Annotated in this window: 17 protein-coding genes; 15 read left to right on the forward strand and 2 right to left on the reverse strand. The window is 57.6% G+C overall.

The features are described 5' to 3' along the window. Nucleotides 1-14 precede the first annotated feature (14 nt). From ccoO to nusG, 10 genes are all read left to right on the forward strand, one after another. Nucleotides 15-743 (forward strand): cytochrome-c oxidase, cbb3-type subunit II, encoded by a 729-nt coding sequence (gene ccoO / locus ACR0KS_RS15730; RefSeq protein ID WP_170567119.1) that lies wholly within the window; start codon nt 15-17, stop codon nt 741-743. Between the two features lie 11 nt (nt 744-754). Then, nucleotides 755-991, forward strand: a complete 237-nt coding sequence (locus ACR0KS_RS15735) for a cbb3-type cytochrome c oxidase subunit 3 (protein ID WP_170385980.1) — start codon at nt 755-757, stop codon at nt 989-991. Continuing rightward, complete coding sequence (ccoP, locus tag ACR0KS_RS15740; protein WP_170385977.1) at nt 988-1851, forward strand: cytochrome-c oxidase, cbb3-type subunit III; 864 nt, start codon at nt 988-990, stop codon at nt 1849-1851. The genes ACR0KS_RS15735 and ccoP overlap by 4 nt, the downstream gene beginning before the upstream one ends. Nucleotides 1852-2232: 381 nt before the next feature. After that, nucleotides 2233-3108 carry a LysR family transcriptional regulator gene (locus ACR0KS_RS15745; RefSeq protein WP_170567118.1) on the forward strand — a complete coding sequence of 292 codons (876 nt, stop codon included), beginning with the start codon at nt 2233-2235 and terminating at the stop codon, nt 3106-3108. A 99-nt stretch (nt 3109-3207) separates the two neighbouring features. Continuing rightward, nucleotides 3208-4635, forward strand: coding sequence for a cytochrome c oxidase accessory protein CcoG (ccoG, locus tag ACR0KS_RS15750; protein WP_170485708.1), 1428 nt, complete (start codon nt 3208-3210; stop codon nt 4633-4635). Nucleotides 4636-4637: 2 nt separating this feature from the next. Next, complete coding sequence (locus ACR0KS_RS15755; protein WP_170385967.1) at nt 4638-5096, forward strand: FixH family protein; 459 nt, start codon at nt 4638-4640, stop codon at nt 5094-5096. 3 nt (nt 5097-5099) lie between these two features. Continuing rightward, a complete protein-coding gene (locus ACR0KS_RS15760) occupies nt 5100-7277 on the forward strand; it encodes a heavy metal translocating P-type ATPase (RefSeq protein ID WP_170567116.1) in 2178 nt (725 codons plus the stop codon). Nucleotides 7278-7281: 4 nt separating this feature from the next. Continuing rightward, complete coding sequence (gene ccoS / locus ACR0KS_RS15765) at nt 7282-7440, forward strand: cbb3-type cytochrome oxidase assembly protein CcoS (protein ID WP_170355309.1); 159 nt, start codon at nt 7282-7284, stop codon at nt 7438-7440. 68 nt (nt 7441-7508) lie between these two features. After that, nucleotides 7509-7706, forward strand: coding sequence for a preprotein translocase subunit SecE (secE, locus tag ACR0KS_RS15770; protein ID WP_058272489.1), 198 nt, complete (start codon nt 7509-7511; stop codon nt 7704-7706). Between the two features lie 199 nt (nt 7707-7905). After that, nucleotides 7906-8439, forward strand: a complete 534-nt coding sequence (nusG, locus tag ACR0KS_RS15775; RefSeq protein WP_170567114.1) for a transcription termination/antitermination protein NusG — start codon at nt 7906-7908, stop codon at nt 8437-8439. Nucleotides 8440-8618: 179 nt separating this feature from the next. Here the strand turns inward: nusG and ACR0KS_RS15780 are convergent, their stop codons facing one another. Continuing rightward, complete coding sequence (locus ACR0KS_RS15780) at nt 8619-9203, reverse strand: heparin lyase I family protein (RefSeq protein ID WP_170567112.1); 585 nt, start codon at nt 9201-9203, stop codon at nt 8619-8621. A 339-nt stretch (nt 9204-9542) separates the two neighbouring features. On the opposite strand from ACR0KS_RS15780, the gene rplK reads away from it, so the two are divergent. The 3 genes from rplK to ACR0KS_RS15795 all read left to right on the forward strand — a co-directional run bounded on the left by rplK (nt 9543) and on the right by ACR0KS_RS15795 (nt 12516). Continuing rightward, complete coding sequence (gene rplK / locus ACR0KS_RS15785; RefSeq protein WP_037314971.1) at nt 9543-9992, forward strand: 50S ribosomal protein L11; 450 nt, start codon at nt 9543-9545, stop codon at nt 9990-9992. Nucleotide 9993: 1 nt separating this feature from the next. Beyond that, a complete protein-coding gene (rplA, locus tag ACR0KS_RS15790) occupies nt 9994-10692 on the forward strand; it encodes a 50S ribosomal protein L1 (protein WP_170385957.1) in 699 nt (232 codons plus the stop codon). Nucleotides 10693-10875: 183 nt separating this feature from the next. After that, nucleotides 10876-12516, forward strand: coding sequence for a hypothetical protein (locus tag ACR0KS_RS15795; RefSeq protein ID WP_170567111.1), 1641 nt, complete (start codon nt 10876-10878; stop codon nt 12514-12516). A 25-nt stretch (nt 12517-12541) separates the two neighbouring features. Here ACR0KS_RS15795 and ACR0KS_RS15800 read toward each other — a convergent pair whose 3' ends face one another. Beyond that, the gene (locus ACR0KS_RS15800) at nt 12542-13510 is read right to left on the reverse strand and encodes an aminoglycoside phosphotransferase family protein (protein WP_170567109.1); all 969 of its coding nucleotides are present in this window, start codon (nt 13508-13510) and stop codon (nt 12542-12544) included. Between the two features lie 422 nt (nt 13511-13932). Here ACR0KS_RS15800 and rplJ point away from each other — a divergent pair, with 422 nt between their 5' ends. Both rplJ and rplL read left to right on the forward strand, forming a co-directional pair. After that, nucleotides 13933-14451, forward strand: coding sequence for a 50S ribosomal protein L10 (rplJ, locus tag ACR0KS_RS15805; RefSeq protein WP_170355300.1), 519 nt, complete (start codon nt 13933-13935; stop codon nt 14449-14451). An 80-nt stretch (nt 14452-14531) separates the two neighbouring features. Then, complete coding sequence (gene rplL / locus ACR0KS_RS15810; protein ID WP_170485701.1) at nt 14532-14909, forward strand: 50S ribosomal protein L7/L12; 378 nt, start codon at nt 14532-14534, stop codon at nt 14907-14909. The last annotated feature ends 180 nt before the right edge of the window (nt 14910-15089 follow it).

Genomic DNA, 15089 nt, shown 5'->3' on the forward strand with positions numbered 1-15089 from the left:
GGAGGGCCGGAGCAATGGCAATTCTCGACAAACATAAGATCCTCGAGACCAACGCGACCCTCCTGCTGGTATTCAGCTTTCTGGTCGTGACCATCGGTGGCATCGTTCAGATCACCCCTCTGTTCTATCTTGAGAACACAATCGAGAAGGTGGAGGGCATGCGTCCCTACACCCCTCTCGAAATGGCGGGTCGTGAAGTCTATCTGCGCGAAGGCTGCTATGTCTGCCACAGCCAGATGATCCGTCCGATGCGGGACGAGGTTGAACGGTACGGCCACTACTCGCTGGCGGCTGAGTCGATGTATGATCACCCGTTCCAGTGGGGATCGAAGCGCACCGGGCCTGATCTGGCCCGTGTGGGTGGCCGTTATTCGGATCAGTGGCACGTGGACCATCTGCGCGATGCACAGTCGGTGGTGCCGGAATCGGTGATGCCCAAATATGGCTTCCTCGAGCACCGCAAGCTGGACGGCAAGTATATCGGCGACATCATGGCTGCTAACGCGGTCGTGGGCACGCCCTATACAGAAGAAATGCTGGCCAACGCCCAGGCGGACTTCCGTGCGCAAGCCGATCCGGACAGCGATTATGACGGACTGCTGGAACGTTATGGTGACAAGGTCAACGTGCGTAACTTTGATGGTCAGCCTGAACTGACCGAAGCCGACGCGCTGATCGCTTACCTGCAGATGCTGGGAACGCTGGTCGATTTCTCGACCTTCACCCCGGATCCGAGCCGCTAAAGGAGGGTGTGATGGAAGAATACACAATCCTCAGGCAGTTCGCGGATAGCTGGATGTTGCTACTGTTGTTTGCCTTCTTTGTTGGCATCGTGATCTGGGTATTCCGCCCGGGTGCCAGCAAGGAATACAAAGACACTGCCAACATCCCCTTCCGGCACGCTGACGCACCAGCGCCCCTCCGGGGCGACGACAAAGCTGCGCCCCTAGGGGGCGACAATCCCGCCACACCCAAGGAGGCGCGGCCATGAGCAAGACACCTGAAAAACTGCCGGGTGATCCGAAGACAACCGGACACAGCTGGGACGGTCTCGAAGAGTTTGACAACCCGATGCCCCGCTGGTGGCTGTGGACTTTCTACGTCACAATTATCTGGGGCGTGATCTATACGATCATGTATCCGGCGTGGCCGTTGGTTCAATCCGCGACCGCTGGCGTTCTAGGCTGGTCCTCTCGTGGGATGGTTCAGGAAGAAATGGTTGCCTTCCAGGAGGCCAACGCGCCTTGGAATGCCAAGCTGGTGGAAACACCGCTTGAGGACATCTCGAAGGATCCTGAATTGCAGCAATTCGCGGTAAACTCGGGTGGCGCGGTGTTCCGCACCTGGTGCGCACAGTGCCATGGTTCCGGTGCGCAGGGCGCGCCCGGCTTCCCGAACCTGCTGGATGATGCGTGGCTGTGGGGCGGAACGCTCGAAGATATCGAGTTCACCATCGCCCACGGTATTCGGAACGAAGAAAGCGACGACGCGCGCTATTCCGAGATGCCGGCCTTTGGCGAGATTCTCGAGAAGGAAGAGATCACGCAGGTGGTTCAGTACGTCATGTCTCTGAGCAACGCTCAGACGGATGACGCGGCGGCGCAAGCGGGTAAGGTTGTCTTTGAGGATAACTGCGCTGCGTGTCACGGCGAAGACGGCACGGGTGACGTGTTCCAGGGTGCGCCGAACCTGACCGACGCGATCTGGCTCTATGGTGGCAGCGAAGAAGCTCTGACCGAGACGGTCACTTATAGCCGCTTCGGTGTGATGCCCGCCTGGGAAAACCGTCTGACCGATGCGCAGATCCGCGCTGTGACTGCCTATGTCCACCAGTTGGGTGGTGGTCAGTAAGGTTTGAAGAATACCTTCGGACGGTTCGCCGCCCGAAGGTTGAGGCACCGGCTGTTCCATCTGTTCGCGCGTTTCCTGAACAGCCGGTGCTAATTTCCCAGACTACTAATCGCGAATGATGCAGTCCAGATGCACCTTTTCGTGCGCTGGGCTTTTTCTTTTCCAATGATCATGTGCCGACCAGTGCTTTGACCGCGACCCAAGGCGGGGTTTGTCGATACTTTCATCGCGATCTCTGGTTTGAGTCGCGACCATGAAGGTTCTTGCAAGGATTGAGAGCATTTTGCCTCTCCTTTCCGGTTTGTGCATGCAGAAAAGATTGAACTTCTGGCGGAAAAATGCGACTCAATTACAATTCTATTATGTAAGCAGGGCTTACAGATGAACTGGATGAAAATGCCACCTCTGGCCTCGCTCCGGGCATTTTCGGCCTTTGCCGAGGCTGAGAATATTGTCCAAGCTGGTGCGGCGTTGAATGTCAGCCACGCTGCCATCAGTCAGCAGTTGCGGACGCTGGAAAAGTACTTGGGCGTTTCGTTGCTGGATCGGTCAGGGAAATCCATGACCCTGACCCCCGAGGGTGAAAAGCTGGCGCGTGCAGTCCGACTGGGGTTTGGCGCAATCGGAGCAGCCGTTGCGGACCTGACGCAAACCGATCAGGATCGTCCTGTCCACGTTTCGCTGACGCCCTCATTCGCTGCGTCCTGGCTGATGCCACGCCTGCCTGCCTTTCAAGCAGAATTTCCGAACATTCCTCTGGCTTTGGACCCGACGCCGAAATTGGTCAACCCAAGCCCCGGCGGTGTGGACGTGGCAATCCGGTACGGCAGCGGAGATTGGTCCGGCATTGACTCGGACCTGTTGCTGAGCAGCCCCATTGTGATCGTCGCTGCGCGGAATTTGCTTGGGAACCGGGTTGAGTGGACGCCACAAGAGCTAAGCCAGCTCCCTTGGCTGGAAGAACTGGGCACTACCGAGGCAACAACCTGGCTGGCGCGACATGGCGTCGAACACGGCCCGGGTGCCGGGCGGATTGCCTTGCCGGGGAACCTTTTGCTGGACGCATTGCGCGCCGGTCAGGGCGTAACAGTCACGGCGCGGCATTTTGTCGAGAGTGACATCGCCTCTGGGCAGCTTGTGGAACTGTTTTGCGAGCCTGAAAATAGCGGCTATTATATCGTAACGGGCGAAATACCGCTTCGTCCTGCCGCCAAAATCTTTGTCAGTTGGCTTAGAGGGCAAGTCGTCAGACTGTGACAAAAGGTGTCTGTACGATGCGCTTTTGACCCATGTCAAAGAGCCTACCTTTGTGATCTGGAAAAAGACGCCAAATACTGCCACATCTGGAGCCAGCCCGTGAGCGATTCCGACCCCGCCCCCAGCCTCTACGCCGCAAGGGAGCCCATCTTTCCCCGGCGCGTATCCGGGCCATTTCGCAACCTGAAATGGATCATCATGGCTGTCACACTGGGCATATACTACGTGACGCCGTGGATCAGATGGGATCGCGGACCCAGCCTGCCGGATCAGGCGGTGCTGCTGGATCTGGCCAATCGTCGTTTCTATTTCTTCTGGATCGAGATTTGGCCGCACGAGTTCTACTTTGTTGCAGGTCTATTGATCATGGCCGGGTTGGGGTTGTTCCTGTTTACCTCGGCGTTGGGGCGTGTCTGGTGCGGCTATGCCTGCCCACAGACGGTTTGGACAGACCTGTATATTCTGGTCGAACGCTGGATTGAGGGCGATCGAAACGCGCGTTTGCGCCTACACCGTCAAGAAAAGCTGGACTTCCGCAAGGCGCGGCTGCGCGTGACGAAGTGGACCGTCTGGCTGCTGATCGGTTTGGCGACAGGTGGGGCTTGGGTGTTCTATTTCGCCGACGCGCCAACGCTTTTGCGCGATCTGGTGACGGGTAATGCGCACCCGGTGGCCTATACCACGATGCTGATCCTGACCGGCACGACCTTCCTGTTTGGCGGGTTCGCGCGTGAGCAGATATGTATCTATGCCTGCCCTTGGCCGCGTATTCAGGCGGCGATGATGGACGAGGATACTCTGGTCGTTGGTTACCGCGAATGGCGGGGTGAACCACGTGGCAAGGGCAAGCGTACTGCCGATTCCGAGTTGGGGGATTGCATCGACTGTATGGCCTGCGTGAATGTCTGCCCGGTTGGGATCGACATCCGCGACGGGCAGCAACTGGAATGCATCACCTGCGCGCTTTGCATCGATGCCTGTGATGACATGATGGCCAAGATCGGCAAGCCGCGTGGCCTGATCGACTATATGGCGCTGAGCGATGAAACGCGCGAGCGTGAGGGTCAACCGCCCCGGAACGTCTGGAAGCACATTCTGCGTCCCCGGACCATCATGTACACAGGGATGTGGGCTGCGGTCGGTTTTGCGCTGTTGTTTGCGCTGTTCATCCGCTCCGATATTGATCTGACCGTGGCGCCCGTTCGGAACCCGACCTTTGTGACCCTGTCCGACGGTACGATCCGCAACACCTATGACGTGCGCCTGCGCAACAAGCATGGCGAGGAGCGGCCGTTCAAGCTGACCCTTGCAGGTGATCCCGCCCTGCAGGTTCAGATCGAAGGCAATGACGGTGACACTGTCAATGTCGCTGCAGATACGGCACAATTGACCCGCGTCTATATCGTGGCCTCTGGTGGAACCGGCCCGGCGTCAACTGACGTTACTCCGGTGCGCATCTGGGTCGAAGACCTGCAAAGCGGAGAGCGTGCCTTCAAGGACACAACCTTTAATGGGCAAGGGAACTGAACATGGCCGAACGTAAATTCACCGGCAAACATGCCCTGGCCGTTTTTGTGGCTGCATTTGGCGTGATCATCACGGTAAACCTTGTACTGGCCTACAGCGCGGTGAAGACTTTTCCGGGGCTGGAGGTCAAGAACTCTTACGTCGCCAGTCAGGAGTTTAACGAACGTCTGCAGGAGCATCAGGCGCTGGGATGGGATATCCGTGCTGAGCTGTCCGGGGGGCTTTTGATTCTGCACATAACAGACCAGACCGGTGCGCCTGTCGAAGTGGCCGAGCTGCAGGCCGTCGTTGGACGGGCCACGCATGTAAAGGATGACTTCTCGCCGGATTTCAGCTTTGACGGAACTGCCTATGCAACGCCCGCGTCGCTGGGCAAGGGAAATTGGAACATCCGTTTGGTCGCAAAAGATCACAGCGGGGCCGAGTTCGCTCAGCGCGTGCCGCTGTATGTAAAGGGATAGGGAATGACGGCGCAGCTTTCATCTGGCACGGCCGCCTGTCCGGGTTGCATTGCAAGCCCTGCGGAACCTGCGCGCCCGATCCCGGAAGATGTGCAGATTGCGCTGTCCCTGCCGGGCATCCATTGCTCGGCCTGTATCGCCACGGTCGAGCGTGAGCTGAATGCCCATCCCGGCGTAGAAGATGCGCGTGTCAACCTGACCCTGAAGCGCGCGATGGTCAAAGCGGCGCCGGGCTTGTCTGCGGTAGACTTGATCCCGGTTCTGGAAGGCGCAGGCTATGAAGCGCATGAGCTGGACCCCGGTGCGCTGTCTGCGACGCAAGCGGACAAGGCAGGGCGTGACCTGTTGATGCGGCTGGCGGTGGCCGGGTTTGCGTCGATGAACGTGATGCTGCTGTCGGTCTCGGTCTGGTCCGGGGCGGCGGATGCAACACGGGATATGTTCCACTGGATTTCTGCGGCCATCGCATTGCCCGCGATCGCCTTTTCCGCGCAGCCCTTCTTTGCGAATGCGTGGTCGGCTTTGCGGGTGCGCCGTCTGAACATGGACGTGCCGATCGTGCTGGCGATCCTGCTGGCGCTGATCACGTCCCTGTGGGAAACCGCGCTCAGCGGCAAGCACGCTTATTTCGATGCCGCCCTGACGCTGACCTTCTTTCTGCTGGCCGGACGCTATCTGGATTACCGCACCCGCGCCGCCGCGCGATCTGCGGCTGAGGAGTTGACCGCGTTGGAAGTCCCCCGCGCAATCCGCGTGGTAAGCGGGGTTGAGGAAGAAGTTGCCGTTGCCACACTGAATGTCGGCGATCTGGTTCTGGTCCGCCCCGGTGGGCGGATGCCTGTGGATGGAGAAATTGTCTCGGGACAGTCCGAGCTGGACCGGTCCCTGCTAACCGGGGAAACCCTGCCGGTCTTTGCCGAAGCGGGCCTGACCGTCAGTGCCGGTGAGGTCAACCTGACCGGCCCCCTGACCATTCGTGCGACAGCGGTGGGTGAGGATACCTCGCTGCATCGTATGGCCGATCTGGTGGCCATCGCGGAATCGGGGCGGTCGCGGTACACGTCGTTGGCGGACAAGGCGGCCAAGCTCTATGCGCCGGGGGTGCATATCCTGTCAGCGCTCAGCTTTGTGGGGTGGTATATTTATTCCGGTGACGTTCGGACGGCGCTGAATATTGCCGCCGCCGTGTTGATCATCACCTGCCCCTGTGCGTTGGGTCTGGCGGTGCCTGCGGTGACCACAGCAGCCTCGGGGCGGTTGTTCCGCAAAGGGATGCTGATCAAACATTCCACCGCACTGGAGCGTCTGGCCGAGGTCGATACGGTCGTTTTCGACAAGACTGGAACGCTAACCTCGGGCACGCCCGAGCTGACCAATCTGGGCGATCATTCCCGTGCTGACCTTGAGGTTGCGCTGGCTCTGGCCGAGGCGTCCTCGCACCCTTTGTCCGTCGCATTGACGCAAGCGGCACGCGAAGCTGGGATCGAGCCCGCCACGCTGAAAGACATCACCGAGGTTCCGGGATACGGCACCGAAGGCACTTACCACAGTCAGCGCGTCCGCCTTGGTCGGGCTGCATGGACGGGCGCGGAGGAGGGGGATCAGACCGCCGCGTGGCTCTCCATCGCCGGGCAGGCCCCGGTGGCTTTCCTGTTCTCGGACAGCCTGCGCCTTGGCGCTGCCGAGGCGGTGCAAGCGTTCCGCGATGCAGGCAAAGAGGTCATCCTGATTTCGGGCGATACGCAGGGTGCGGTTCAGGTGCTGGCGGATAAGCTGGGCATCCAGAAATGGATCGCGCAGGCTCTGCCACAGGACAAGGCCAAGCACGTGCAGAACCTGAGCGATCAGGGCAGTCATGTGCTGATGGTGGGCGACGGTCTGAACGACACGGCGGCGCTGGCGGCGGCCCATGTGTCGATTTCTCCGGCCTCGGCACTGGATGCGGCGCGGGTGGCCTCGGACATCGTGCTGCTGGGCAATGACCTGTCGCCGATCTCTGACGCCTGCGATACAGCGGTAAAGGCAACGAAACGGATTCGCGAGAACTTTCGCATCGCGACCGTCTATAATATCATCGCGGTGCCGCTGGCGGTGGCTGGTCTGGCCACGCCCCTGATTGCGGCTTTGGCAATGTCGACCTCGTCGATCACCGTGTCTCTGAACGCGCTGCGTGTAAGGTAAAACGATGGAAGTTCTGGCCTATCTGATACCGATTTCCCTGTTTCTGGGCGGGGTTGGGCTGGTGGCGTTTGTCTACACAGTGCGCTCGAACCAGTATGACGACCCCGAAGGCGACGCGCGGCGCATCCTCAGCGATGAATGGGACGACAAGCCCAAGCCCTGACAGCCCTTGAAATTGCCGCAATGCCCGGTTATGTCCGGCCCATCCGCTAGCAGAGAGAACACCGCCAAATGGCTACCATGAATCCGATCCAGTTCATTCAGCAAGTCCGCGCCGAGGTTGCAAAGGTCGTCTGGCCGACGCGCCGCGAGGTTCTGCTGACCACGGTCATGGTGTTCATCATGGCGGCCCTGACCGCCGTGTTCTTTGCGCTGGTCGATCTGGGCATTCGCGGCGGTCTGCAACTGATCCTGGGTGCGTTCGGGTAAACCCGTTCAGGCGCGCGGAAACGCCGCTTGCCCCTTGCACCGCGCGCGATGTCAGAGTAGTGACGCGGGACTATTCGGAATGGGCGTGCGGCGATTCGGGCTGTGCGCCGCTTTTTATTCCGAGTCACGTGATGGAATTTCAATGACGGCCGCGTCTGATTGATCGGATGCGCCGAAGGTAAACAAGGACGACAGGTTCATGGCGAAACGGTGGTACTCGGTCAGCGTTCTTTCCAACTTTGAAAAGAAGATCGCAGAGCAAATCCGCACGTCCGTCGCCGAGCAGGGCCTTGAGGAAGATATTGACGAGGTGCTGGTGCCCACCGAAGAGGTGATCGAAGTGCGCCGGGGCAAGAAGGTCACGACCGAACGCCGCTTTATGCCCGGTTACGTGCTGGTGCATATGGAGATGTCGGATCAGGGCTATCACCTCGTGAACTCGATCAACCGCGTCACCGGCTTTCTGGGTCCGCAAGGCCGTCCGATGCCGATGCGCGACGCCGAGGTGAACCAGATCCTAAACCGCGTTCAGGAAGGCGAAGAAGCGCCCAAGCTGATGATCAGCTTCGAGGTCGGCGAAAAGGTCAAAGTCAATGATGGCCCGTTCGAGGATTTCGACGGCATGGTCGAAGGCGTGGACGACGAGAACCAGAAGCTGAAGGTTTCGGTCTCGATCTTTGGCCGCGAGACCCCGGTCGAGCTGGACTTCACGCAGGTGACCAAGCAGGGCTGAGCTTGGCAGAGAAAAATTCCAAAAAAGCCGCGTCGCCTAATCGCACGCGGCTTTTTTGGTGCCTAGTTTTTTGGTCGTACCGGGATCTCTTTTGCGAATGGATGCTTTGGCACTTGGCGTTCTGTTGAGTCAATTTCTTGGCCTCGGGCGCAAACCAAATTCCCGGAGAGATACATTTTCTAATTTTCTTTGATCCCGGAAAGGTAGAGCACAGCTGGCGGTGCGTGGCTTCGGGGTTTTTTCCTATATAGGCCCAATGCAACCTTTCCCTCGGTTCCAGTACCCAAAGTACGCCCTTTCCACTGATAAACAGGGGCGTCATTGACCCAAACCAGAAAGTGACCATTGTCCCCAGTGGTCCATTTCACATCTACATTCACCTTGTGCCACCGGCCGGTCAGGTTTGACGCCGGTATTATCGTGCGGACAAGACTTTCATAGTTCCAATCAGTGCTCTCCACACGTTTCAAAGCTATGAGTTTATTGCCGCGAACTGCGAACTGGAAAGGGTGTGAATTGGCTCCCATCATTGAAAACTGAGTGACAACAATCTGTTCAGAACCTTTGTCCGTAAATCCCGGCGCAAAATAAACGTACCATTGGTACTTTTTGCGCTGTCCGTGCTTAAACGCGTTGTACCTTGCAAACTCTACTCTCTCGTTGCCCTGAGCGCAGTCGTCCCATTTCCTTTCACGCCCGCAATCCCCATACCGCAGCTCCATGCGAAGGGCCTTGCCATCGAAACCACCCGGCGGATCGGACACAATTTGTGCGCCGTAAGGTTTGGCGGGCTGCCAATTTCATAAACATTATGCCCCTATGCTATCATAATTTGCGCCTACATTAGGTGTTTTCTCAGACTGAGACTATTCTCTTTCGGACGACGGAAGTCGGTATCGCTGGTTGCTACTTCACGTTGAAAGGGCGCAAGCGGGGTAAATGGCGTATCCACTTGCCAACCCCACCATTCCCCTGTAAACGCCGCCTCTATCGTCTTCGGGCGAGATTCTCTCGTGGGAGGTTGTCGGGATCGCGATCCCGGATCGGACCACGCAACATAAACCGGGTGGGACGCGTTTCACCTACGTTGAAAGGAAAACCAAATGGCCAAGAAGCTTGCTGGTACGATGAAACTGCAGGTTCCTGCAGGTCAGGCGAACCCGTCGCCGCCAGTTGGTCCGGCGCTGGGTCAGCGCGGCATCAACATCATGGAATTCTGCAAGGCGTTCAACGCCAAGACCGCAGACATGGAGCAAGGCGCGCCTTGCCCGACCGTGATCACCTATTATCAGGACAAGTCCTTTACCATGGACATCAAGACGCCGCCCGCGTCTTACTACCTGAAAAAAGCCGCTGGCCTGAAGCCGGTCGGTAAGCGTAACCGCCCCCGTGGTGCCGAGAACCCCGGTCGTGAGACCGTGGCCACCGTGACCTCGAAGCAGGTTCGCGAAATCGCCGAAGCCAAAATGAAAGATCTGAACGCCAACGACGTCGAAGGCGCAATGCAGATCATCCTGGGCTCGGCCCGCTCCATGGGCATCGAGGTGAAGTAAGATGGCAAAACTTGGTAAACGCACCCGCGCTGCGCGCGAAGCTGTCGCCGGCAAGGAAAACCTATCGATCGAAGAAGCTGTTGCCCTGGTTAAGTCCAACGCGACCTCGAAATTCGACGAGACCATCGAAATCGCTCTGAACCTGGGCGTTGACACCCGTCACGCAGACCAGATGGTTCGCGGCGTTGTCGGTCTGCCGAACGGCACCGGTAAAGCGATGCGCGTCGCTGTATTCGCTCGTGGCCCCAAGGCGGACGAAGCGAAAGAAGCAGGCGCGGATATCATTGGCGCAGAAGACCTGATGGAAACCATTCAGGGCGGCACCATCGAATTCGATCGCTGCATTGCCACCCCGGACATGATGCCGATCGTCGGTCGTCTGGGTAAAGTTCTGGGCCCCCGCAACCTGATGCCGAACCCCAAGGTTGGCACCGTGACCATGGACGTGAAAGCAGCCGTGGAAGCAGCCAAGGGCGGTGAAGTACAGTTCAAGGCGGAAAAAGGCGGCGTTGTGCATGCTGGCGTTGGCAAAGCGTCGTTCGACGAAGCCAAGCTGGTTGAAAACGTCCGTGCTTTCGTTTCGGCTGTGGCCAAGGCCAAGCCGTCGGGCGCCAAGGGCACCTACATGAAGAAAATCGCGCTGAGCTCGACCATGGGCCCGGGCGTGACTCTGGATGTGGCGGCCGCTGCGGGCGAATAAGCCTCAGGCAGTTGTTGTTTTTTGAAACGGGCGGCATGTGTCGCCCGTTTTTCTTTTTGCGATCCTAAAATCTTGGTATGGGCGATCTGAGTTGGGCCCAGGCATACGTTCAATCAATGGGGTTTCGCGCCGGCGAGAAAGCAACTACAGGTGTCTAAGGGTTATTCGCTAGCAGAAGACACGATGCGACTTCAAAAAACGGCTAAAGAACTCAGGCAGTTGCGGCGAACAATCACGGGGTTCCGCACCGACGTCAGCCTTCGGTACTTTGAGGAGGTCGAAGGGGTGGTTCAGGGCGGCTATCTCACCGGTTTTCGGATCGTGAATGAGCACAGTTGGGGCACTGCGGATCTTTGCTCTAAGCTAATTGGGTACTACGAGCAGCAAAATCAGGACATTTTTACCCAAAGCTCGAAACCTACCCTGGTCGATCTCGGCGCGGCGGACGGGTATTGGGGTGTGGGCTTGGTGCAGGCCGGACATTTCGAGCGCAGTATTTGTTTTGAGCAAAAGCGGCGAGGCCGCCGTGTGATCCAGAAAACGGCGGCTGCGAATGGCGTGTCGGACAAGGTCTCTGTATTCGGAACGGCTACGCGCGACTCGATTGACGAAGCCCTTCACGACACACACCGGCCCGAGGAACTTTTCTTTCTCATTGATATTGAGGGCGCAGAGTTTGACCTGCTGACCTTTGAATTTCTGTCCACCTACCGGGCCTCGGAGTTTCTGATTGAACTTCACGCCGGGGGCGAATGGCTGGACGCTGAAAAGCAGGAACGCCTTTTGCGGGATGCCGCCATTCTTTTTGACCGTGAAATCATCGACGACACCAAGCGCGATCTATTGCAACTTCGTACCGAAATGGCTTTGCCTGACGATCTGACGTGGATCTTGGCGTCTGAAGGTCGGCTGTACCCAATGCGTTGGCTGCACCTGAAGCCCCGGAAAGTTCCTGCAACTGCGCAACCTGCCAAGCCGATAGCAGAGACGGCACAGACTTCTGGTTTTGGAACATTGTGGCTTGGCGATGAGCTGGGTCTTTTGGAGCGCGCGTGCCTGCAGTCCATGCAGTCGCAGGGATATAATCCGCTGCTTTATTCCTACTCTCCGCTGAAAAATGTCCCTCAAGGCATCGAGGTCGTTGATGCGCGAGAGATATACGAGCCGAACCGGGTCATTCGCCACATCAGGTATAATAGCCCTGCAATCCACGCAGACGTCTTTCGTTACCACATGGTCAGGAAAACCGGGGCGATTTGGTTGGACACAGATATGTTCATGGTAAGACCGGCCTCGGAGTTGTTGGACTCTGTTGCAGCCCGCAAAGGTTTCTGCATCGGCGCTGTGCTGAAGGACTCGCCCAAGAACCGCTCGTATCATTCATTCTTCAACAATGCCGTTTTTGGACTGCCCGCCGACAGTCGAACGCTGTTGATGTTGGGTGAAGTTTTCGAGGAGAACGAACGCATTTCGGATACATGGAGCGGTTTGAAGCGATTGTTCGTGCTGAACGATGCGGTCGACCAGCAAGAGCCGAAACCTTTCGGGAAATTGAGGTGGGGCGCAACTGGGCCGATGGCTCTTACCGAGGCATTGAATACTACAGGTGAAGCCTCGTTTGCGCATGACCATACCGGGTTTTACAACGTAACGGCCAAGCAGATGCCGGATTTGGCGCGACCGGATTCCAAACTGGTCGATTTTCTGGCCCCCACGACGTTCGGTCTGCATCTATGGGGCAGGGGCTTCCGTGCGGCGATTGCCAATGGCCATCGTCCAGACACGCAAACCGCCCTGCGAGATATACTTCAGCACGCTGACTAGCGATCGAGGGCGAACACGTGGCCCGTCAGCGCCCGATGTCGAAGGCGATGCGCAGCCTGTAACCCAGCCGATCGCGCCGGTCTTCTTCGTACGCGCTACAGTTGTGATTTCTATGCCAGAGCACGAGCCAGTCTTTCAGAAGGCGTCCCCGAATACAGAAGTCTAGTATACCTGTGTGGATCGGATGCCTGTAGCGACGAAAGAACATGTCCTTGTTGATTTTCAGAATACCACTGCGATCAACTTCACTGGGTTCAGCGTCTCTGAAAATATCCGATTTCAGGAAATCGACTATGTCGTAAACCGCCAGCTTTTCCCGCGCTTCGGTGAAATCCAGGCCGATCATTTTGCCCTGTCCGACTATGAGGTTCTGACTGTGAAAATCCCCGTGCGAGAATACCTGGACCTCGGGGATGCCCTTTAGGTTTCGGCTTTCGGCCGAAAGGACACCAAGCATCTCTTGGCTCTCGGAACGAATGTCCATTGGGGCGAAGTCCAGCAGCTCTTGAATGCTGTCCGTCATCCATTTGGGGCGAAACCCATAGTCTTTGGCGGGGTGATAGCCGTGCAGGTCGTGCAGCCAGCCCCCGGCGCGCCGGTATATCTGCGCGACCTGCTCATTGTCGGTGCTGTTGTGAATGATGTCCGCAGCCGTCGGCCGGTCAATGAACTCAGTCACGAAAAATGTGTTACCCGGCGATTCATAGACGGGTTGCACGACGCGGGTCGTTTTTGAGGCTTCAAAATGGCTCGCGAGTCTGGTCAGAAGCTCATATTCCTTACGCAATCGCCCTGTCGTGGGAGAGGCGAGATCAATTTTCAGGGCGTAGTCCCCGAAAGCGGTTTCGACCTTTAGCAAAAACCGTGTGTCACCAAAATCGTGAGATCTGTAGATAAACTGATAGCCTTTTACGGTTTCGGTCAGCGCTTGTTCGGAAAATTCCTCTACGTAGCCGCGTGCCAGCTTGTGTTCTTGTTCAGAAAGGCGTGGCATGTGATTGTGAAAGCGACTTGGAATAGGGTTGAAAGGGTGGTTTGACAGGACCCCAGACCGCTGGACAAGTCAATGTGTGGTTTGCGCGGAAACCAGATCAGGGGCACAGGTTGTGCAGAGCGATCAAAACCGCGCTGCAAGAGCAATTTACCCCTTGGAAACCCCATCCATCTGCCCTAATAAGACCTGCGGAGTAAAGCGTGCGATTCGTCGTGCGCTTTATTTCGTTTCGTCCAAGACGGTGGGTGACCTTGCGAAAGGTCTTAATTCCCTGCCTGAGACGGGTAAGACCAAAGAATTCTGAGGGTCGCGATCCTCGGGCGCATTTTGGCCAATCCCGTAACAACGGACCTGAACGCCGGGGCGTATGCCGCGGCAAATATGAGCCGGGGTGAGTGATCGCCCCAAATTTGGAGAGAACTGTGGATAGAGCCCAGAAAGAGAAAGTGGTCGAGGAACTCGGCCAAATCTTCGAAAGCTCTGGCGTCGTAGTGGTTGCCCACTACGCCGGTCTGACAGTTGCCGAGATGCAGGACCTTCGCGCACGTGCTCGTGACGCGGGTGGTGCCGTGCGTGTTGCCAAGAACAGGCTCGCCAAAATCGCCCTCGACGGAAAGCCATGTGAAAGCATTGGTGACCTGCTGACGGGTATGACCGTTCTGACCTATTCCGAGGACCCCGTGGCAGCAGCCAAGGTGGCCGAGGACTTCGCCAAAGAGAACCAAAAGTTCGAGATCCTTGGCGGTGCAATGGGCGAGAACGCTCTGGACCGGGCTGGTGTTACAGCCGTGTCGAAAATGCCGTCGCGTGAAGAGCTTATTGCTACGATCGCTGGTATGCTTGGCGCGCCTGCAAGCAACATCGCCGGTGCAATTGGCGCACCTGCAAGCAATATCGCAAGCATCCTTTCCACCATCGAAGAGAAGGCGGAAGCTGCGTAAGCGGTTGGCACTGAATGATCTGCGTGGGGTGAATACCCTGACGTTGGAACACACACTGTAAAACGGAAAGAGCTAATACAATGGCTGATCTGAAAGCACTCGCAGAAAGCATCGTGGGTCTGACCCTGCTGGAAGCACAAGAACTGAAAACCATCCTCAAAGACGAGTACGGCATCGAGCCCGCAGCTGGCGGCGCCGTCATGGTCGCAGGTGCAGCTGGCGACGCCGGCGGTGCAGCTGCTGAGGAGAAAACCGAATTCGACGTCGTTCTGAAGAACGCCGGCGCTTCGAAAATCAACGTGATCAAAGAAGTTCGCGGCATCACCGGTCTGGGCCTGAAAGAAGCCAAAGAGCTGGTCGAAGCTGGCGGCAAGATCAAAGAAGGCGTGGACAAAGCCGAAGCCGAAGAGATCAAAGGCAAGCTGGAAGCAGCTGGCGCCGAGGTCGAACTGGCCTAAGTCAGTCCAATGGCGCATCGCTGATGCGTCGGAAATTTGGCTGGGCCCGGAGAAATCCGGGTCCAGCCGAACCTGTCTTAGAAAGGACCTCATGAATTGGGGTGTTTTCTAAGACGCGGTTCTTGGATCGGGAGGCTGCCTTCGGGACGGTGGCCATGAATTGATCCGGACGTGTCGTCT

It is taken from the genome of Ruegeria sp. BC7, assembly GCF_056539165.1.

Excerpts from the sequence above, each read along its gene's own strand:
- ACR0KS_RS15795 (WP_170567111.1), top strand. The coding sequence starts at position 10,876 with ATGCGACTTCAAAAAACGGCTAAAGAACTCAGGCAGTTGCGGCGAACA.
- nusG (WP_170567114.1), top strand. The coding sequence starts at position 7,906 with ATGGCGAAACGGTGGTACTCGGTCAGCGTTCTTTCCAACTTTGAAAAG.
- ACR0KS_RS15755 (WP_170385967.1), top strand. The coding sequence starts at position 4,638 with ATGGCCGAACGTAAATTCACCGGCAAACATGCCCTGGCCGTTTTTGTG.
- ccoS (WP_170355309.1), top strand. The coding sequence starts at position 7,282 with ATGGAAGTTCTGGCCTATCTGATACCGATTTCCCTGTTTCTGGGCGGG.
- ccoO (WP_170567119.1), top strand. The coding sequence starts at position 15 with ATGGCAATTCTCGACAAACATAAGATCCTCGAGACCAACGCGACCCTC.
- ACR0KS_RS15745 (WP_170567118.1), top strand. The coding sequence starts at position 2,233 with ATGAACTGGATGAAAATGCCACCTCTGGCCTCGCTCCGGGCATTTTCG.
- ACR0KS_RS15735 (WP_170385980.1), top strand. The coding sequence starts at position 755 with ATGGAAGAATACACAATCCTCAGGCAGTTCGCGGATAGCTGGATGTTG.
- ACR0KS_RS15800 (WP_170567109.1), bottom strand. The coding sequence starts at position 13,510 with ATGCCACGCCTTTCTGAACAAGAACACAAGCTGGCACGCGGCTACGTA.
- rplA (WP_170385957.1), top strand. The coding sequence starts at position 9,994 with ATGGCAAAACTTGGTAAACGCACCCGCGCTGCGCGCGAAGCTGTCGCC.
- rplL (WP_170485701.1), top strand. The coding sequence starts at position 14,532 with ATGGCTGATCTGAAAGCACTCGCAGAAAGCATCGTGGGTCTGACCCTG.
- rplK (WP_037314971.1), top strand. The coding sequence starts at position 9,543 with ATGGCCAAGAAGCTTGCTGGTACGATGAAACTGCAGGTTCCTGCAGGT.
- secE (WP_058272489.1), top strand. The coding sequence starts at position 7,509 with ATGGCTACCATGAATCCGATCCAGTTCATTCAGCAAGTCCGCGCCGAG.
- ccoP (WP_170385977.1), top strand. The coding sequence starts at position 988 with ATGAGCAAGACACCTGAAAAACTGCCGGGTGATCCGAAGACAACCGGA.
- ACR0KS_RS15760 (WP_170567116.1), top strand. The coding sequence starts at position 5,100 with ATGACGGCGCAGCTTTCATCTGGCACGGCCGCCTGTCCGGGTTGCATT.